This window comes from Jiella sonneratiae (assembly GCF_017353515.1).
Taxonomy (GTDB): domain Bacteria; phylum Pseudomonadota; class Alphaproteobacteria; order Rhizobiales; family Rhizobiaceae; genus Jiella; species Jiella sonneratiae.
On record NZ_JAFMPY010000004.1, the window covers coordinates 200,829 to 219,013 of the forward strand.

Annotated in this window: 14 protein-coding genes; 5 read left to right on the forward strand and 9 right to left on the reverse strand. The window is 68.9% G+C overall.

Annotated features, from left to right (window positions below; translation table 11 throughout):
* Position 1: 1 nt before the first annotated feature.
* From J1C47_RS04975 to J1C47_RS04995, 5 genes are all read right to left on the reverse strand, one after another.
* Entirely contained in the window at positions 2-1,312 is a 1,311-nt protein-coding gene (locus tag J1C47_RS04975) for a glycosyltransferase family 2 protein (protein ID WP_207349620.1), read from the reverse strand.
* Positions 1,309-1,839: a dTDP-4-dehydrorhamnose 3,5-epimerase gene (rfbC, locus tag J1C47_RS04980; protein ID WP_207349621.1), complete on the reverse strand. Its 531-nt coding sequence runs from the start codon at positions 1,837-1,839 to the stop codon at positions 1,309-1,311. The genes J1C47_RS04975 and rfbC overlap by 4 nt, the downstream gene beginning before the upstream one ends.
* Positions 1,839-2,921 carry a CDP-glucose 4,6-dehydratase gene (rfbG, locus tag J1C47_RS04985; protein ID WP_207349793.1) on the reverse strand — a complete coding sequence of 361 codons (1,083 nt, stop codon included), beginning with the start codon at positions 2,919-2,921 and terminating at the stop codon, positions 1,839-1,841. Before rfbG ends, rfbC begins: the two co-directional genes overlap by 1 nt.
* Positions 2,912-3,685 (reverse strand): glucose-1-phosphate cytidylyltransferase, encoded by a 774-nt coding sequence (rfbF, locus tag J1C47_RS04990; protein ID WP_207349622.1) that lies wholly within the window; start codon positions 3,683-3,685, stop codon positions 2,912-2,914. The genes rfbG and rfbF overlap by 10 nt, the downstream gene beginning before the upstream one ends.
* 211 nt (positions 3,686-3,896) lie before the next feature.
* Positions 3,897-5,921 (reverse strand): O-linked N-acetylglucosamine transferase, SPINDLY family protein, encoded by a 2,025-nt coding sequence (locus J1C47_RS04995; protein ID WP_207349623.1) that lies wholly within the window; start codon positions 5,919-5,921, stop codon positions 3,897-3,899.
* Positions 5,922-6,253: 332 nt separating this feature from the next.
* On the opposite strand from J1C47_RS04995, the gene J1C47_RS05000 reads away from it, so the two are divergent.
* Positions 6,254-6,727 (forward strand): hypothetical protein, encoded by a 474-nt coding sequence (locus J1C47_RS05000; RefSeq protein WP_207349624.1) that lies wholly within the window; start codon positions 6,254-6,256, stop codon positions 6,725-6,727.
* A 288-nt stretch (positions 6,728-7,015) separates the two neighbouring features.
* Here the strand turns inward: J1C47_RS05000 and J1C47_RS05005 are convergent, their stop codons facing one another.
* On the reverse strand, positions 7,016-7,933 hold the full coding sequence (locus J1C47_RS05005; protein ID WP_207349625.1) for a dihydrodipicolinate synthase family protein: 918 nt from the start codon (positions 7,931-7,933) through the stop codon (positions 7,016-7,018).
* Positions 7,934-8,122: 189 nt separating this feature from the next.
* Positions 8,123-10,555, reverse strand: coding sequence for a hypothetical protein (locus J1C47_RS05010; protein ID WP_207349626.1), 2,433 nt, complete (start codon positions 10,553-10,555; stop codon positions 8,123-8,125).
* Between the two features lie 769 nt (positions 10,556-11,324).
* On the opposite strand from J1C47_RS05010, the gene J1C47_RS05015 reads away from it, so the two are divergent.
* The 4 genes from J1C47_RS05015 (at position 11,325) to J1C47_RS05030 (ending at position 15,733) form a co-directional block, all read left to right on the forward strand.
* Positions 11,325-12,335, forward strand: coding sequence for a zinc-binding alcohol dehydrogenase family protein (locus J1C47_RS05015; RefSeq protein ID WP_207349794.1), 1,011 nt, complete (start codon positions 11,325-11,327; stop codon positions 12,333-12,335).
* Positions 12,336-12,846: 511 nt separating this feature from the next.
* Complete coding sequence (locus J1C47_RS05020) at positions 12,847-14,283, forward strand: DUF7125 family protein (protein ID WP_207349627.1); 1,437 nt, start codon at positions 12,847-12,849, stop codon at positions 14,281-14,283.
* Between the two features lie 13 nt (positions 14,284-14,296).
* Entirely contained in the window at positions 14,297-15,352 is a 1,056-nt protein-coding gene (locus J1C47_RS05025; protein ID WP_245396364.1) for a sensor histidine kinase, read from the forward strand.
* 24 nt (positions 15,353-15,376) lie between these two features.
* A complete protein-coding gene (locus J1C47_RS05030; protein WP_207349628.1) occupies positions 15,377-15,733 on the forward strand; it encodes a response regulator in 357 nt (118 codons plus the stop codon).
* 61 nt (positions 15,734-15,794) lie between these two features.
* Here the strand turns inward: J1C47_RS05030 and J1C47_RS05035 are convergent, their stop codons facing one another.
* Together J1C47_RS05035 and J1C47_RS05040 are read right to left on the reverse strand one after the other, a co-directional pair.
* Entirely contained in the window at positions 15,795-16,559 is a 765-nt protein-coding gene (locus J1C47_RS05035; protein WP_207349629.1) for an SDR family oxidoreductase, read from the reverse strand.
* A gap of 65 nt (positions 16,560-16,624) precedes the next feature.
* Positions 16,625-18,145 carry a sugar ABC transporter ATP-binding protein gene (locus J1C47_RS05040; protein ID WP_207349630.1) on the reverse strand — a complete coding sequence of 507 codons (1,521 nt, stop codon included), beginning with the start codon at positions 18,143-18,145 and terminating at the stop codon, positions 16,625-16,627.
* Positions 18,146-18,185 lie beyond the last annotated feature (40 nt).

Genomic DNA, 18,185 nt, shown 5'->3' on the forward strand with positions numbered 1-18,185 from the left:
GTCAGATCGGGAAGTTCACCTCGACGTCGCGGGCGCTGACGACGAGGCCGGGCTCGTAGCCGGCTTGAAGGACGCTCGCCCTGATCGCCTCGTCGCGGATGAAGACGAAGGCCTTTTCGCGCGCCCCCGCACCGGTGAGATCCTCAGGCCCGACGACGGCGATGTCCGGCCGCAGCCCGACCTCCCGCAGCTTCGTCGCAAAGCCCGCGAAGTCCTCGACGCCGATCGCCACGAAACGCTCGATTTCGGCGATGCCGCTGGCGAGCTGGGCGAGGATCTGGGCCCTGAGCAGCGGCAGCAGCGACTCGACGCTGCCGATGTTCCTGGTGCTTTCGGGATTGAGGTAGCTGAGCCGGGTGATGACCTCGTAGGCCCGCAGATAGTCCTTGCGGCTGAGCCACAGCCGCAGCGCCACGTGCAGCCGCAGGTGGATGTAGTGGTCGACCATGTCGCGGAAGATCACCGCAAGCTCGCGGTCCGGCGTCAGGCCGAGCCGCTTCAGCAGGCTGAAGATCATGAATTCGATGCCGCCGCGGATGTTGTCCCAGTTGTAGAGGGAATCGTGGATGCCCTCCTGGTGCCGGTTCGGCACCACCGGCGTCAGCGTCACCGAGCGGTAGTAGGGAACGTCGCGGAAGGCGATCGGCCCCTGCGAGATCATCGTCGAGAGATAGGCGAAGGCCCAGTAGCAGAACTGCGGCGCCGAGACGAGCTCGCGCACCGCCTCGGCCCGGTACATGGCGATCTCCGGCAGGACGTTGTTCTCGATCATCATCTTCAGGAGATCGATCTCCTGGCCGGCCTGAAACACCTCGAGCGGCTTGCGCAGCCGGTAGAACAGGCAGGTCCGCTCTTCGGCGACCGCGTCGTAGATCTCCCAGGGGGTATAGACGACGCGGATCTCGGGATTCTCGCGCATGAAGCGGACGTTGTCGGCGAGCGCCTCGGGGATGACCAGGTCGTCGTCGGCGAGGTAGACGACGAACTCGCCGCGGGCATGGCGGAAGGCGGAGAAGAGATTGGCGAGCCGCTTGTTCTCCTCCTGCCGGAAATAGCGGATCGGCATGCCCTCCGCCTTGAACTCGGCCACCACCTGCGGCGTCTCGTCGGGCGATGCGTTGTCGGAGACGACGATCTCGTAGGAAAAGTCGAAGGCCTTCGCCGCCTCGCGGATGTGCGGGAAGAGATGGCGCAGGAAATGCGCGCGGTTGTAGGTCGGCACGCAGAGGGAAAGCACCACCTCGGTGCGCGGCGCGGCCGCTTCCGCGGGTTCGGCGCCGGCGAGCGTCGCGGGATCGACGGGAAGCGTCATGGGGTGAAATCCTCGGCAGTGGCGTCGCGGGGCGAAATGACGGTCGGGGCGAAGGGCCAGGCGATGGCGAAGGCGCGGTCGTCCCAGCGCGCGGCGCGCGCGTGGTCGGGGGAGTAGCTTTCCGAGACGAGGTAGAAGGCTTCGGTGTCGTCCGAAAGCGTCAGGAAGCCATGGGCGCAGCCGACGGGGACGTAGAGGGCGTTGCGGCGGTCGGCGTCGAGCTCGACCCCGGCATGCGCGAGATAGGTCGGCGACTCCGGCCGAAGGTCGAGGACGACGTCGAAGAGCCGGCCGCGGGTGGCGCGCACGAGCTTCGTCTCGCCTTTCGGCGGATCCTGCCAGTGGAGGCCGCGCAGCGTCCCCTTCCTCGGGTTGAAGGAGGTGTTGGTCTGGACGAAGCGCTCGACGAGGCCCTTTTCGGCGAAGGTCTCGGCGCAGAAGGTGCGGGCGAAGACGCCGCGCTCGTCGACGAAGGGATCGGGTTCGATGTGGTAGGCGCCGGCGACGGCGGTCTCGAAAAAGCGCATCAGGCGGCCTCGCTCCGGCTCTCGAAGGCGAGCGCCTCGTAGGCGGCGATCTGGGCGAGGCTGACACTGCGCATGTCGGCGCCGTCGCGGTGGGCGCGGTACCAGGCGGCCGTCCAGGCCAGCGTCTCGCCGAGCGGCAGCAGCGGCCGCCAGCCGAGGGCCGCTTCCGCGAGCCTGGAGGAGAGCCTCAGATGCTGCGCCTCGGGCGGGTGGACGCCGCCGGCCGGCAGCCAGGCGAGCGGCGCGTCGAAGGCCCGGCCGAGCGTCTCGGCAACCTTCGCGACGCTGGCGAACTGCGCCGGATCCGGGCCGAAGTTCAGCGCGCCGGGCACGCCGGCGGGGTCCGCCGCGAGGCGTTCGGCGAGGCAAAGATAGCCGGCGAGCGGTTCCAAGACGTGCTGCCACGGCCGGATCGCCAGGGGCGCGCGCAGCCGCAGCGGCTCGCCGCGGCCGAGGGCGCGGACGAAATCGGGGATCAGCCGGTCGGCCGCCCAGTCGCCGCCGCCGACGACGTTGCCGGCCCGGGCGGTGGCGAGCGCCGGCCCGCCGGCGGCAAAGAAGCTCCGGCGGTAGCTCTCGACGACGATCTCGCAGCAGGCCTTGGAGGCGCTGTAGGGATCCTTGCCGCCGAGCCGGTCGGCCTCCTCGAAGGGCCGGCCCGCCTCGTCGTTGGCGTAGACCTTGTCGGTGGTGACGATCACCGCGGCCTTCGCCTCGGGCGCAAAGCGCAGCGCCTCGAGCAGGTTGACCGTCCCCATGACGTTGGTCTCGAAGGTCGCGACGGGATCGGCATAGGAGCGCCGCACCAACGCCTCGGCGGCGAGGTGGAAGACGATCTCGGGCCGCGCCGCGGCGACGACGTCCTTCAGGGCGGAAAGATCGCGGACGTCTTCGACGTGATGGCGCTGCCCCGAAAAGGGCGACAGCAGCTGGAAGAGCGACGGTTCGGTGTCGGGCGCGAGGCCGACGGTGGTGACGCCGGCGCCGAGGCGCTCCAGCCAGAGCCCGAGCCAGGCGCCCTTGAAGCCGGTCTGGCCGGTGAGGAGGACCCGGCGCCCCTGCCAGAAGCCGCTCATGCCCAGAGCTTCCACGGCGCGCGGCCGGTGCGCCAGAGCTCTTCGAGATGGTCGCGCTCGCGCAGCGTGTCCATCGGCTGCCAGAAGCCGTCGTGGCGGAACGCCGCGAGCTCGCCCTCGGCGACCAGCCGTTCCAGCGGCCAGCCCTCGAAATGCGTGCGGTCGCCGTCGACGAGATCGAGCACCGAGGTCTCCAAGACGAAGAAGCCGCCATTGATACGCTGGCGGTTCGCCGTCGGTTTCTCGACGAAGGCCGCGACCTTCTCGCCCTCGAGCTCGACCGTGCCGAAGCGCCCGGGCGGGGCGATGGCGCACATCGTCGCCTTGCGGCCGTGGGCGCGGTGGAAGGCGACCTCGGCCGCAACGTCGACGTCGGCGACACCGTCGCCATAGGTCATCAGGAAGGGCTCGCCCTCGGTGAGGAACGGCCGGATCCGCTTCAGCCGCCCGCCGGTCATGGTGTCGAGGCCGGTGTCGACGACGGTGACCTTCCAGTCCGGGCGGGTCGAGTGGTGGTACTGGATGGTGTTCTTGCCGAGATCGACGGTGATGTCGGAATGGTGGAGCACCAGATTGGCGAAGTATTCCTTGATCTGGTAGCTCTTGTAGCCGGCGCAGACGATGAAGTCGGCAAAGCCGTAATGCGCGTAGATGCTCATGATGTGCCAGAGGATCGGCTTGTCGCCGATCTCGACCAGCGGCTTCGGCCGGACCGTCGTCTCTTCGCTGAGCCGCGAGCCGCGGCCGCCGGCAAGTATCACGACCTTCATCCCGGCGCTCCCGAACGATTGGCTTGAAAAGGCGTCTTCACGGTCTGGCGGAGGATCGCCGCCGGCAGGGACGACGCGCTGCGATGGGCTCTCTGCACCTTTCGGAAATAGCGTCGAAGCACTTGTGCGAGCCTGAAGCTGCCGCCCCCGGTCGCCGCCGCCGGACTCTCTCTCTCTCTCTCTCTCTCTCTCTCTGCCCGCGGCTTCGGCGTCACGGCTCGGCGGAAACGCGGATCGGCGCCGGCGGCAGGCCGTCGAGATGACGGCGATGGGTGGCCCGGTACGCCGCCTCGAGGTGGCGGGTGTAGCGGCGGCTGTCGAACAGCGGCGCGGTGGTGCGCGTCGCTGCGAGCCTGTCCTTCAGGGCGCTGAGCCGTGCGGGCTCGCGCGCCAGCGCCAGCACCAGCGCCAGATATTCCGCGTCCGAACGGGTGATCAGCTCCGGCAGGCCGGCGGCGGTCAGGATGCTCGCCGCGACACGCGCGGAGAACTGTTCGCCGATCCGCGTGACCAGCGGCAGGCCGGCCCAGAGCGCGTCGCTCGCCGTCGTGTGGGCGTTGTAGGCGAAGGTGTCGAGGAAGAGATCGGCGTGGCGGTGGCGCGCCAGATGGCCGAGATGCGGCAGCGAGGGGGCGAAGACGAGCCGCGCCGGGTCGACGCCGTGGCCGGCCGCCGCCTTGCGCAGATTGGCCTCCGCCGCCGCGTTGGAGCGAAACAGCCAGAGGACGCTGCCCTCGACGGCGGAAAGGATCGTCATCCAGAGCGCGAAATCCCGCGGCTGGATCTTGTAGGTCGCGTTGAAGGCGCAGAAGACGAAGCCGGCCTCCGGCAGGCCGTGATCGGCGCGCGACGAGCCGTCCACGGGGATGGCGCGGGTTTCGTCCGTCGGCTGGTAGCTGTCCGGCAGGAGGATCGGCTGTTCCGAATAGAAGCCGGCGTGGCTGTCCGGAACGAGGATCGGGTCGGCGACGACGTAGTCGATGAAGGGGGCGCCCATCGAGCCGGGAAAGCCGAGATAGTTGATCTGCACCGGCGCGGCGCGGCTGGCGAAGATGCCGGGGCGCGCATCCTTGGTATAGCCCTTGAGATCGACCGCGACGTCGAGCCCGTCCTGGCGGGCGAGGGCGGCGATGGCCGCGTCCGGCAGAAGGTGGACGTCGTGGTAGCGAGAGGACTTTTGCCGCAGCCGCTCGGTGATCGCGCCGCCCTCCTTGCCGCCGAAGGAATAGAGGCAGATCTCGAAGGCGTTGCGGTCGTGCCGGGCGAAGACCTGCGACATCAGATAGACTGTCGCGTGGTTGTGGAAGTCGGCCGAGAAATAGCCGACCCGGATCGGACCCTCCCGGCGCGGCGTGCGGGCGAGCGCCGGCGCGGCCGGAAAGCGCGTCGACCAGGCGCGGGCGCGTTTCAGGTTCAGCGCCGGGGCGTCGGCGATCGACAACAGCGCGAAGGGCTCCACCGGCGGCCCGTCGATGCCGAGGGTCTCGATGCCGGGCACGAGCGGCGCCAGCGCCTCGAAGTCGCAGAAATGGCCGAGCTGGTGGATAACCAGCGCCTTCGCCCGGCCGTGACCGGGATCGGCGGCGAGGGCTTTCAGCCCGTCGGCGACGGCTTCCGCTCCCTGGCCGAGTTCCTGGCGGATCGCCGCCATCGCGAAGTGCGGCTCGGCGTCGCCCGGCCGCGCCGCGGCCAGCGCCTCATAGGCCTGGAGCGCCGCCTCGCGCCGGCCCGACTGGCGCAGGAGATTGGCGAGGTTGAACTTGACGTTGGCGTTGTCGGGCGCGACCGCCGCGGCCATCGCGTAGACCTCCAGCGCCGCGTCCGTGCGCCCCTGCGCCTTCAGGGCGACGCCGAGATTGCCGAGCGCGTCGACGTCGCGGGGGTTCGCCGCCAGCGCCCGGCGGAAGCTCGCCTCGGCCGCGCCGGCGTCGCGCAACGCGAGCTCGGCCGCGCCGAGGATGTTGTGGAGCGTCACCGAACGGGGAAAGGCCGCCGCGAGCGCCCGCCCGCCGGCGAGGACGCCGGCATAGTCCCTGCGCGCATAGGCGGCTTCGAGCGCCTGCAGCCGGGCGAGCGGCGGATTGGCGTTCTCTCTCAGCAGTGCCTCGAGCGCGGCGGCGATCCGCGGGTTCTGCGGAAACTGCCGCAAAAGCTGCGCATAGACCTCGGCCGCGGCGTCGAAGTTGCCGGACTTTTCGAGCCTGCGGGCCTTTCCCACCGCCTTGTCGAGCTGCAATCCCATGTCGTCCCGGCCGCTGTTTCGAAGGGAGCGGCAAGGTGGCGCACGGAGCTTGTGCTTGTCTGACGTGCGGCCGCCGCGCCATGCGGCCGTGCAAGCCTTTCCGGACGGTCGTTGCGGCGATGTTGCGGATGTCGTAGCGCCGCGCGGCTGCCCGGCCGCCATCATCCGTCGAATTTATCACAAATACTGCACGGAAAATTTATTCCATCGGCTACTGACTTTGCGTCGGAAAGATGCGACAGAGCGGTGCCGTTTGGGCAAGTTCCCAAACGATGGGCAATTGCTCGCCGAATTGCCATCCCCAGCCGTCATTCACAAGAGCCGTCATGTCCAGCTATTCTGCTGTCAATCAGCCTGTATTTGCGACGGGCGAGATTGCGAAGGTGCCGTCCGTGCTGTGTGCGTGTCGCGACCGGGTGGAGCGCGACTGCTACGTCGAATACAGCGGCATACTCGGCTGGGACGTGCGCGCGACAACCGATCTTGGCGAAGCGATTGGCCTCGTGCGGGGGAATAGGTTCGACATCCTGGTGATTGCCGGCGCGGTGCAGGGCGCTCTCGGCATGGAGCTTCTCGAGCAGATCCGCAACGAAAGCGGGGCCAACCAGCATGTTCCGGCGATCCTGGTGGCGGACCATACGAACATCCTGGAAATGAAGGCGATCGGACGGCGCGACCAGATCAACATCGAACACATCGAGTTCGGCAAGATGCTGCTGTCCAGCTTCCGGATCATCGTCATGGGACTGATTGCACGGAAGATGAAGACTTCCGTCGCGGCGGCGCGGCGCGGTCCGTAAACCGAGATCCGCTCGATCAGAGCGGGGCTCGTATCAAGTCCGCGCGGCGAATGAGCGTCGTTGTTTCCGGCATCGCGAAGTGATCTGCCGGAAACCGTATCATTTCGACAGGCAACGGAAACGCACCGGTATCGGTCGGGTAAGGCTGTCACGAGGGGCGCGTGGCAGCTCGTGACGCGGCGACGGCAATCGACGGCCGTCGCCGCGTCATTGCGGCATCCGGTGGAATGATCATTCCATTCCGACATCTGCGACGCGATTCCGCCAGACGGAAGCCAATGTCGGGATCTACCGGCCCCAGCGCATCGAGATGGGGTCGAGCGGCCGCAGGTGGTCCAGAAGCTCGGCGCGGGTCTCCGGCGAAAGCGGCGGCACCGGATGGCGGCAGAACGCCGAGGCGAAGACCCGGCCCTCGACCATCGCGGCCTTGGCCGCCCGGAAGCCGCACTGGCGGTTCTCGTGATTGACCGCCGGCAGCAGCCGCTGGTAGCCGGCGGCGGCTGCGGCCCGGTCGCCGCCGAGATGGTCGAGCACCACCTGCCGGATGTGCTCGGTCACCATTGCCGAACACATGGTGCCCCGCGCCCCGGCATCGAGGTCGGCGAGCATGGTGATGCCCTCCTCGCCGTCGAAGGGCGCCTCGACCGAGGCGCCGCCCTCGGCGACGAGCCGGCGCAGCTTGGCGGCGGCGCCGGCGCATTCGATCTTGAACAGCTTCACCATCTCGATCTCGCGCGCCATCCGGACGAGCAGCGGCACCGGCAGGTCGACGCCCGACAGCGGCGCGTCCTGGATCATGATCGGGATCCCGACCTCGCCGACCCGGGCGAACTGCTCGAAGGTCTGCTCGGCGGTGCCCTTCAGCAGCGCGCCGTGATAGGGCGGCATCATCATCACCGCGTCGGCGCCCAGCGCCTTGGCGAGCTTCGCCCGCTCGACGACGATCGGCGTCGCGTAATGCGAGATCGTCACGATCACCGGCCGGCGCCCGGCGAGATGCTCGATGCAGAGCCGCGTCAGCGTCTCGCGCTCGGCATCGGCGAGGAGGAACTGCTCGGAAAAGTTGGCGAGGATGCAGATGCCGTCGGCGCCCTGGTCGACGATGCAGTCGACGACGCGCCGCATGCCGGGAAGGTCGAGGCTGCCGTCGTCGTTGAAGGGCGTCGGGGCGACCGGCCAGGCGCCGGTGTAGGAAGTCGCGGTCATGGGAAGGGCTCGTCGTCGCGGGGCTCGGGGCGGGCCGCGATGCGGCCCTGGCGCCGCCTGCAGCGAAACGTCCCGCCGCAGACGACGGCTCCCGTTCTATGCCGCGCGGCAGGCGACCTCAAGCCGGCGCATGGCGCGCCGGGGCAAGCGCCGGCATGTGCGAACGGTCCGGAGCCGCGCGGCGGCGGCTCAGCCGCAGTCCTTGTTCGAGGCGCAGACGACGCCGGTCTGGTAGGCCTGGCTGCTGGTGCATTCCTCGAGCCGCTGCATGACCTTCAGCACATCGCCGAACTTGATCTTGCGCGTCAGCCCGACGGTGATGCCCGATCCGTCGCCGATCTTGGCGAGGGAAGCGTCGTAGACCAGGATGCGGGCGCCGGGTGCCGCCGAGGTCACCGTGACGAAGTTCTGCCCGACGAGCGGCGTCGCGATCTTCGGAGGGTCGAGGCTCTTGCAGGGCCGGGCCGGCGGGATCTCGACCTTGGTTCCGTCGCAGAGTTCGGAGATGACGGTGAAGGTGTCGCCGGACTTGATGTTGCGGCCGAGGGCAGTGGCGACGTCGACCTCCGGATTCCACGTCACCGCCGTCGAGAAGCTGCTGACCGTGCCGGCCGAGGCCTCGTCGATCGTGGTCTGCGCCCCCTCGGCGAGGTTCGACACGGCGACCAGCGGCTGGCCGGCGACCGGCGGGTCCATCTTGGGGACCGGCATCGGGGCGGGCGGCGAGACCGCCGATTCCTCGGCCGAATCCGGGCTGACGTCCTTGCAGAGTTTCTGCTGCGCCTTGTAGCGGTCGGCGAGCACGAAGGGGCGGATCGCCGGCGGCAGGTTGCTCCAGTCGCCGCCCGTCGAATAGGTCGCGGGCGTGCCGCCATTGGTGAAGACCGTGACCGTCGCCCCCTTGATGTGGCGAACGGCGATGGTCCGGCCGCATTCGTTGATCCGCGTCGGGTCGATCTTCGGGGCCGGCAGGCCGAAGGGATAGGCGACGGTGTGATCGAGGACGACGACGTCCGGCGAGGGCTTCGAGACGACGCCGTTCTTCTCCTGGACGGCGTTGACGACGTCGCCGGCGACGAGCGGCGGCGAGATCTTCACCAGCGTCTTGCTGGGGGTCTTGACCTGAACAGAGGGCTGCGGATTGCCGTTGACCGAGACGGTGATCTTGGCGTCGTAGATGCCGCCGCCGACCTCGACCATGTCGACGCAGGCATAGAGCGGGCCGAGCAGCAGCGGCGGCGAGACGACCTGCGGATCGTCCTTGTCGACCGGCGGCACGTCGCCGCCCTCCGGCGTCGACTGGCCGCAGAAGGCCAGCATCGCCTGCACGTGCTTGTCGAAGGGCCCGCCCGGGCCGGGCATGGTGTTGCCGATCGCCGATTTCACGATCACCCGGCAGTAGTCCGATTGCCCGCCGGCCCAGGCGTTGAGGGCGAGGATGTCCGGGAAGCGCCCGGCGTCGCCGGGAACGTGGCAACTCAGGCAACTGCCGTCGCTGACCGGCGGAAGCTCGTTGATCGGCACCATGGCGAGCAGGCCGAAGGGCCCGGGATTCTGTGGCCATGAGGGCTTGATCAGCGGGGTGTAGAACTGCGCCGGATGGTTGTCCGGCCGCATGTCGAGCGGGCCGCCCGGATGCACGACATAGGGGTTCTCGCCGGCATGGCAGTCGGTGCAGACGCCGTTGAAGAGATCCGTGCCGCCGAGGAAGTCGCTGATCGGCTTCGACGCCCCGACCGGGACGTTTTCGGCGTCGAAGAAGCAGGCATTGCTGCTTTCCCGGCCGAGGCAGATGATGCCGAGCGCGCTGATGTTGGAGCCGTCGACCCGGGGCAGGGCGACGCACAGGCCCTTCGGCGAGGAACTGTCCCAGCGCCAGACCTCGGCCGGGTTGCCGAAGCCGAGGAAGTTGGTCGTCAGATTGCCGACATGCTTCCATGCCGCGTTGCCCCAGCCTGGCGGGATCGGCACCTCGGCCTTGCGGCATTCCTCGATGTATTTCTTGCCCGAGGAGGTGGTGGCCTTGGCGAGAATGCCGCGCTCCTCCGCCAGGTCGCGGATCTTGAAGGGCAGCGCGCTGCGCTCGTCGATCTCGTCGCGGTAGCGCTCGATGCCGTAGAGGCCCTCGTACCAGAGCCGCCGCAGCACGTGTCCGCGCACCTCCATCCTCGCCTGGGCCGCCGGCGGCGCCAAGCCGGTCAGATAGTCGAGGAGCAGAAATTTCTGTACCATGTCGTCGTCGCGGAAGGTTTCGGCGAGGCGGCGGCGGCGCTCGTCGACGTCGGCCCGCTTGTCGGGGCCGGCCTCGCTGGTCAGTTGCTCGATGTAGAAATCGAGCGTTTCGCGGAGGAATTTCGGGGTGACGGAAATGATCCTGCCGGAGGCGTCGAAGAGCTTTCCATAGGCAGCGACGGCGACGGGATCGCTGCCGGCCGCCTGGCTCTGCCCGGATTCGACCCGCACGGCCGGGGCCGGGGTCGGGCCGATCTGCGCCCCGGCGGGCGCTGCGAGGAGGGCGGCCGAGACCAGCAGGAAGACCGCCAGCGGGAAGGCTGCCGGCGGGAAGATCCCCGACAGGAAGACCGGCGACAAGACGGACGACAGTTTACGAAGACGGCGCATTGCGACCTCCCCCGGCAGCCGAGCGGCTGTTCCTGAGCGAATGGACGACGAAGCTTGCGGCGACTTTCAGATCGACTTGGTACGAAACGGGTTTCCCCGGGCCGCGACTTGGGCCCGGCACGACAACGACCGACGATGCTGAGAGGATACAACGTGAAGGCGATCTGCGGAACCGTGGAAGCTTTCACATTCCTGCGATTTTCTGCGCCGGGCAAAGGCGCGGCGCGGCTGACGCCGGCCCGGCCGGCATGCGCGGGGAGGTGTCGCGGCGGTCGCGTGAATTCAATCTTTGGTAGTGGCGAACGGCCAGCGACACCGGCTTCCGGAATACTTGGACGAAGCAATCGCCGGTGGTCGTGACGATGGCCTTCCAAAGCGGCCGTCGAGGGCGGAGACGGCGTGCAAGGCTGTCCCGATCGCGGCGAAGATGCCTAGGATGCGCTGGTGCTCCGCCTCGATCCAGCCGCGGAAATCCGGCGGTTCGATCGCCTCTTGCGGTGAAGCCCTCCAGCACCCGGCCGTCGAGCCCTATGTGAATGTCGGCGTCGTCGCCGAAGAGACCATCGGCCAGCCGGGACGACGGAACGTGCTCGATCGAAATCCCGATGCCGGGCGGGCGGGGTCGCCGGCCGCCGGCCATCGGTCATCCGGCGGGCCGGCGAAACGACTGGGCGCCGGGCCGGCGCGGGGGGAGGTTCACATGAAAGGACGCGGCATGGAGGAAGGTCACGCCTCGGCGGACGGCGGGCCGGGGCAGGGCGGCGCGACGATGCGCGCCCTCGTCGTCGAGGCGCCGGGACGCATCCGGCTGGAGATGCGCGCGAAGCCGCAGGAGGCGCCGGACGGCTGGGTGCTGGTCGACGTTTCGAGGGTCGGAATCTGCGGCACCGACTATCACATCCTGAAGGGCAACCAGCCCTTCTTCGAATATCCGCGGGTCATCGGCCACGAGCTGAGCGGCCGCGTCGCCTCGGATGCGCCGGGCCTTGCGAAGGGCGAGCTCGTCGTCGTCAATCCCTATGTCTCCTGTGGCCGATGCCGCGCCTGCCTGCGCGGCAAGCCGAACTGCTGCCGCAACATCGCCGTCCTCGGCGTCCATCGCGACGGCGGGCTGTGCGAGCGCATCGCGGTGCCGGCCCAGAACCTCTATCCCGCCGGCGACCTCGATCCGGACGCGGCGGCGATGGTGGAGTTCCTGGCGATCGGCGCCCATGCGGTGCGCCGCTCCGGCCTCGGCGCGGACGACCGCGTCCTCGTCGTCGGGCTCGGGCCGATCGGCCTCGGCACGGCGCTCTTCGCCAGGATGCGCGGCGCGAAGGTACACCTCCTCGACGCCAATCCGGGGCGGCTCGCGGCGCTGCGCGAGAGCTTCGGCTTCGAACGCGTCCACGCGCTCGCAGAAGGCCAGGAGCCGCTCGAGCGGGCGAGCCGGGGCGAGGGGTTCGACGCCGTCTTCGACGCGACCGGCAGCGTCGCGGCGATCGAGGCGGGCTTTTCCCTCGTCGGCCACGGCGGAAGCTACGTCCTCGTCAGCGTCGTCAAGGACCGGATCAGCTTCCTCGACCCGGAGTTCCACAAGCGCGAGACGACGCTGATGGGTAGCCGCAACGCGACGCGCGAGGATTTCGAGGCGGTGATGGCGGCGCTGCGCAGCGGCGCGATCGACGCCGCGCGGCTGAAGAGCCGGACCGCGCGCTTTTCCGACGTCGTCGAGGCTCTCGACGCGTGGACCGCCGACCGCGGCGACATCGTCAAGGCGATCGTCGAAGTGGGCGCGTGACGCCGCGTCCGGCCGATCGCTCCGCAATGGCGGCCTTTCGGCGGGCAGGTCGACGACGGCTCCCGGTCTTCGCGCGCGTGCCATCGGCCGGCGACCTGCGGGTTGAAGCCGGGCCTTTCGCAGCGTAGGAATCGCAGCGGGACTGCCGCCCGAAACCCGGTGCGCCCGTCCCGCTCGCCCTGCCGGCCGGCTCGAAGCCGCCGCCTCCGCCCTTTCCGAACACCCCGCCGGTCGGATCCTTCACGCCCCTTCGGGCATCGAATTCAGCCAACTTTGCGGATGCCGGTTCCGTGGATGGTGTCATCGAAGCGACCCTTCCCGCGGTCGCCGCCCGCCGCCCGCCGCCCGCCGCCTTCCGGCGACAGCAGCCCGCCGAGAATCCGGCCCGAGGGTGCCGGCCCCGGGCGTCGGCGATCGATCCTCGCCCGAGCCGCGCAATTCGGGTACCGTCCCCCCACGCTGCGGTCGGCTTCTGAAGCCGTTGCTGCGACGAGACAGTCTGGAGAAGCCCATGCCGCACGAATATTCGACGATCACCACCGGAATACCCGGTCTCGACCAGGTGTTGAAAGGCGGCTTCCCGGTTTCCAACATCTACGTTCTGAAGGGTGTCCCGGGGTCCGGCAAGACGACCGCGGCATTGCAGTTTCTTCGCGCCGGCGTCGAACAGGGGGAACGTTGCCTCTATGTCAGCCTCGCCCAGACCAGGGTCGAGCTGGAGCAGATCGCCGCCTCCCACGACTGGAGCCTCGAGGGCATCGACATTGCGGAACTGTCGGCGTCGGAGGACGCGGCGATCGCCGTCGACCAGTCGATCTTCCAGACGGCCGATCTCAGGCTGGAGGAAACCCGCCGCGCCATCGTCACCGCGATCGACCGGTACAAGCCCCGCCGGGTCGTCTACGATTCCCTGCTCGAGGTCCGCGTCCTCACCGGCGACGACGCGCGCTTCCGCCGCGAGCTGATCGGCCTGAAGACCATTCTCTCCCAGCGCGCCATCACCGGCATCCTGATCGACACCGACACGGCGCAGGGGCATTCGCGCGACGACGAGATCGAGGCGATCGCCCACGGCGTGATCCGCCTCGACAAGACGCTGCCCGACTACGGCGTGGCGCGGCGGCGCATCGAGGTCTCGAAGATGCGCGGCCGGCCGGTGGCGGACGGATACCACGACATGGTCATCCGCGAGGGCGACGGCGTCGTCTGCTTCCCGCGGATCGTGCCGAGGGTCGTTCCGGAGCAGACGAAGTCGCTCGACCTCATCAAGTCGGGCGTCGAGAATCTCGACAATCTGTTCGGCGGCGGCCAGGAGGCGGGTACGACGACGCTCGTCATCGGCCAGGCCGGGACCGGAAAGTCGACCATGGCCTCGCTCTATGCGACGGCGGCGCTGAAGCGCGGCGAGCACGTCGCCCTGTTCCTGTTCGAGGAGCGGGTCGAGACCTTCTTCCGCCGCTCGGAAGGCCTCGGCATGGATCTTCGGGGCTTCGTCGACAACGGCCAGCTCCTCATCAAGGACTTCAATCCCGGCGAGGTCACGGCGGGCCAGTTCGGACAGATCGTCCAGGAGGAGGTCGGCAAGGATCGCACGCGCGTCGTGGTGATCGACAGCTTCACGGGCTATCTCAGCGCGCTTCCCAACCGGGACCAGGCCGTCCAGGACATCCAGTCGCTGCTGAAATTCCTGGCGCGTCGCGGCGTCCTGACGATGCTGATCGTCGCGCAGCACGGGCTGATCGGCGAAAACGTGTCGATCGACGTCGACGTCAGCTTTCTCGGTGATACGGTGCTGCTGCTTCGGATCGAAGAAGTGGGACATCAGTTGAAGCGCTCGATCACGGCGGTCAAGAAGCGACATGGGCCGCATGCGATGAGCGTGCACGAGCTTTCCATCACCCCGGAAGGCGTCAGCGTCAGTCCCTCGGCGCTCGACATGTCGCGATAGCGGGGAGTTGCCCTTGGCCACCGACCTCGAAGAGGTGCTCGTGCATGCGCCTTTTCGCAACGACTGCCGGATGCTGGCGAGCCTGTTCGAAACGCATGCCATCCCCGTCTTCCAGTGTACGGACGAGGAGACGCTGGCCGGCTTTCTGGGCGGGCAGTTGCCCGGGGCGCTGGTGATGACGCAGGAGGCGCTGACCGACCGGGCGATGGCGATCGTCCACGACCATCTGGCGGCGCAGCCCGAATGGTCGGAGCTGACGGTCTTCGTGCTGGTGGAGAAGGGCGCGTCGCAGGCCGCCATGGCGCGGCAGCTGGCGGACCGGTGGCCGGGCTCGCGGCAGGTCTTCTATCAGCGGCCGCTGGCGACGATCGAACTTCTGAGCGGCATCCAGACGGCGCTGCTGGCCCGGCTGCGGCAGCGCGACGTGCGCGACCACATGGCGCTCGAGCGCGAACTCCGGCACGAGCTGAACCACCGCGTCAAGAACATCCTGGCGAGCGTCACCGCGATTTTCAGGATGACGGCGCGGGTCAGCGAAAGCCGCGACGACCTGACCGAGCGCTTCAGCGGCAGGCTGGCGACGCTCGGCAACGTCCATTCGGCCCTGTTCGAGTCGGGCGGCGAGGCGGTGGAGATGCGACAGCTGATATCCCTCGTCCTGTCGCCCTACGAAACCAGCGGCGGATCGCAATACGATCTCTCCGGGCCTCCGGTCAGCCTCAATAAGGACGCCGCCACCAGCCTCAGCCTGACGGTGCACGAACTGGCGACCAACGCCATCAAATATGGCGCCTGGTCGGTGCCGAGCGGGCGGATTTCCGTCGCATGGCGGATCGACGGTTCGGAATTTTCGCTCAGCTGGCGGGAAACCGGCGGGCCGAAACTCGTCGAGCCGACCCGCCGGGGCTACGGTACCCGCTATATCCGCAGCGCGCTGCAGACGCTTTTCGGCAATCCGCCGGACCTGCGCTTCGAGCCCGGCGGGCTGGTGGTCGAGGGGCACGGGCAGAGGAGCCGCGTCGAAGCCGCTCCGCGGCCGGATCGATATGCGGGCGAAGACGTTGGTTGATGCTGTTCGAGCGGACCGGGGGTCATGAGAGTTTTCTGTCTGGAAGATAACCCGCTGGTGGCGCTCGATCTGGAAATGATGATCGAGGACGCCGGCCACGAGTGCGTCGGTTCGGCCGGCAGTTTCGCCGAGGCGCGGTCCATGTGGCAGGATCTCGATCTCGACCTGGTCTTCATCGACATCGATCTGACCGACGGAAAGACCGGGATCGACGCCGCGCGCTGGCTGCGCGAGCGGGGCACGGCGGGATGTTTCGTGACCGGCCAGACCGAACTTGCCGAAGCGCATCGCGACCTCGTCGTCGAGATCGTGACCAAACCCATCGACGAGAAGGCCATCGAACGCGTCCTCGCGCTCGTCCAGCAGTCGGGCAGTTCGTGAAGCCCGGACGGGCGGCGCATCCGGTCGTCTGTCGGAACGCTCCCGGAGCGGCGGGTGCCGCCTACCAGCAGACGAAACCGCCGTCGACGATCAGGTCGATGCCGGTGACGAAGGAGGCGGCGCGGCTCGACAGGAACACCGCCGGACCGACCATCTCGTCGACGCCGGCCATGCGCGCCATCGGCGTCGTCTCCTCGAAGATCTTGCGCTGCTCGGCGACCTCGGGCCGCAGATTCATCGGCGTCAGCGTGTAGCCGGGGCTGATGGCGTTCACCCGGACGCCGCGGGTCGCCCATTCCATGGCGAGGCTCTTGGTCAGGTGGATCACGCCGGCCTTGGAGGTGTTGTAGTGGGCCTGCAGAAGCCCGCGGTTGACGATCGAGCCGGACATCGACGCAATGTTGACGATCGAGCCCCGGCCGGCCTTCAGCATGGCCCGGCCCTCGGCCTGCGCCGACAGGAACAGGCCGGTGAGGTTGACGTCGAGCATGTGGCGCCACTGTTCCTCGGGCATCTCCTCGGCGGCGGTGGCGTTGGCGATGCCGGCGGCGTTGACGGCAAGGCTCAGGGTTCCCAGTCCGGCCTCGACCTTCGCCATCGCCGTGTCGATGTCGCCGGCCCGCGTCACGTCGCCTTCGATGGCGAGCGCCCTGCGGCCGAGCGCCTCGATCCGCGCGACGGTCTCGGGAAGGCCGGCGCTGCCCGGCCGGTCGAAGCCGGCGACGTCGGCGCCGGCTTGCGCGAGGCCGACGGCGATCGCCTGGCCGATGCCGCTGCCGGCGCCGGTGACGAAGGCGATCTCGCCGGAGAGGTCGAAGAGTGTCATGGGGTCGCTCCGCTTGCAGAGGATGGGATGAGGGGATGGCGGCGATGGCTGCGATCGGCCGGCGGTCAGGTGGTGGCGCGCTCCATGATGGCGACGTGGCTGACGTCCCTGCGCTCGATGATGCCCCGGTTGCGCCCGCGCGACAGCACCATGACCCGATGCGACAGGCCGATCACCTCGTCGAGGTCGGAGGAGACGACGACGACGGCCATGCCCGAGCGGGCGAGCGCGGCGATCGCGTCGTAGATCTGTGCCCTGGCGCCGACGTCGACGCCGCGCGTCGGCTCGTCCATGATGAAGAGCTTGGGCGCGCGCGCCAGCCATTTGGCGATCACCACCTTCTGCTGATTGCCGCCGGACAGCCGCCCGGCGCGCTGCTCGGGCCGGCCCTTGACGCCCATCGAGGCGATGGCGCCTTCGGCGAAGCGGCGGGTCTGCGCCGGCATCACCCAGCCGCCACGGCCGACGAGATCGAAATTGCCGAGCGCGATGTTGTCCTCGATCGTCTGCTTCAGGAGCAGACCCTGGCCCTTGCGATCCTCCGGCACCATGACGATGCCGGCGTCGAAGGCGTCGCGCGGGCTCTTCAGGCGCAGCGGCTCGCCGGCGACGGTGATCCGGCCCGATGCGAGCGGGTCGACGCCGGCAATGGCCCGCACGAGTTCGGTGCGGCCCGCCCCGACGATGCCGGCGATGCCGAGGATCTCGCCCGCACGGACGGTGAAGTCGATGTCCTGGAACGCGCCTTCGGACGAGGTCAGCCCCGTCGCCTCGAGGACGACGCGGTCCGACGGCGGATCGAGATCGGGGAAGAGCCGGTCGACGCTGCGGCCGACCATTTCCTCGACCAGCTGGCGGACCGGCACGCTGGCGGTGTCGTGGACGGCGACGAGGCGCCCGTCGCGCAGCACCGCGACGCGGTCGGCGATGCGGGCGATCTCCTCCAGCCGGTGGGAGATGTAGACCGACGAGACGCCCTCGGCCTTCAGCCGGTCGATCTGCTCGAACAGGCGGTCGGTCTCGTCGCCGCCGAGCGCCGCCGTCGGCTCGTCGAAGATCAAGAGCTTCGCCTCGAGCGTCAGCGCCTTGGCGATCTCGACCTGCTGCTGGGCCGCAACGCGCAAGCGCCCGACGAGGGTGGTGGCCGGAACGTCGAGGCCGAGGCGCTTCAGCTGGGCCTCGGCGCGCTGGATCATCTGGCGCCGATCGATCCGCCCGCCGCTCATCGGCAGGCGGCCGACGAAGACGTTCTCGGCGATCGAGAGCTCCGGCAGCAGCCGCATCTCCTGGTGGATTAGGCCGATGCCTGCCGACAGCGCCTCGGCCGGCGACCGCGGCGCGTAGGCTTCGCCGCACCAGGTCATGGTGCCGCCGCTCGGCGCGAGCACGCCGGCGATGATCGAGGAGAGCGTCGACTTGCCCGCACCGTTCTCGCCGAGGATGGCGAGGCATTCGCCCGGCCGGATGTCGAGCGAGACGTCTTCGAGGACGCGGATCGGGCCGAAGGATTTCGAGATGCCGCGTACCGAAAGGCCGGCCGTCTCGGCGGGCCGCCCCGGGCTCGCTTCGGCAAGATGTGCGGACATCGGCGTCGTCCCTGAAATGCTGTCGATCGGGGATTGCGGG

Excerpts from the sequence above, each read along its gene's own strand:
- rfbC (WP_207349621.1), bottom strand. The coding sequence starts at position 1,839 with ATGCGCTTTTTCGAGACCGCCGTCGCCGGCGCCTACCACATCGAACCC.
- J1C47_RS05015 (WP_207349794.1), top strand. The coding sequence starts at position 11,325 with ATGCGCGCCCTCGTCGTCGAGGCGCCGGGACGCATCCGGCTGGAGATG.
- J1C47_RS05035 (WP_207349629.1), bottom strand. The coding sequence starts at position 16,559 with ATGACACTCTTCGACCTCTCCGGCGAGATCGCCTTCGTCACCGGCGCC.
- J1C47_RS05020 (WP_207349627.1), top strand. The coding sequence starts at position 12,847 with ATGCCGCACGAATATTCGACGATCACCACCGGAATACCCGGTCTCGAC.
- J1C47_RS05040 (WP_207349630.1), bottom strand. The coding sequence starts at position 18,145 with ATGTCCGCACATCTTGCCGAAGCGAGCCCGGGGCGGCCCGCCGAGACG.
- J1C47_RS05030 (WP_207349628.1), top strand. The coding sequence starts at position 15,377 with ATGAGAGTTTTCTGTCTGGAAGATAACCCGCTGGTGGCGCTCGATCTG.
- J1C47_RS05000 (WP_207349624.1), top strand. The coding sequence starts at position 6,254 with ATGTCCAGCTATTCTGCTGTCAATCAGCCTGTATTTGCGACGGGCGAG.
- rfbF (WP_207349622.1), bottom strand. The coding sequence starts at position 3,685 with ATGAAGGTCGTGATACTTGCCGGCGGCCGCGGCTCGCGGCTCAGCGAA.
- J1C47_RS05010 (WP_207349626.1), bottom strand. The coding sequence starts at position 10,555 with ATGCGCCGTCTTCGTAAACTGTCGTCCGTCTTGTCGCCGGTCTTCCTG.
- J1C47_RS05005 (WP_207349625.1), bottom strand. The coding sequence starts at position 7,933 with ATGACCGCGACTTCCTACACCGGCGCCTGGCCGGTCGCCCCGACGCCC.
- J1C47_RS04975 (WP_207349620.1), bottom strand. The coding sequence starts at position 1,312 with ATGACGCTTCCCGTCGATCCCGCGACGCTCGCCGGCGCCGAACCCGCG.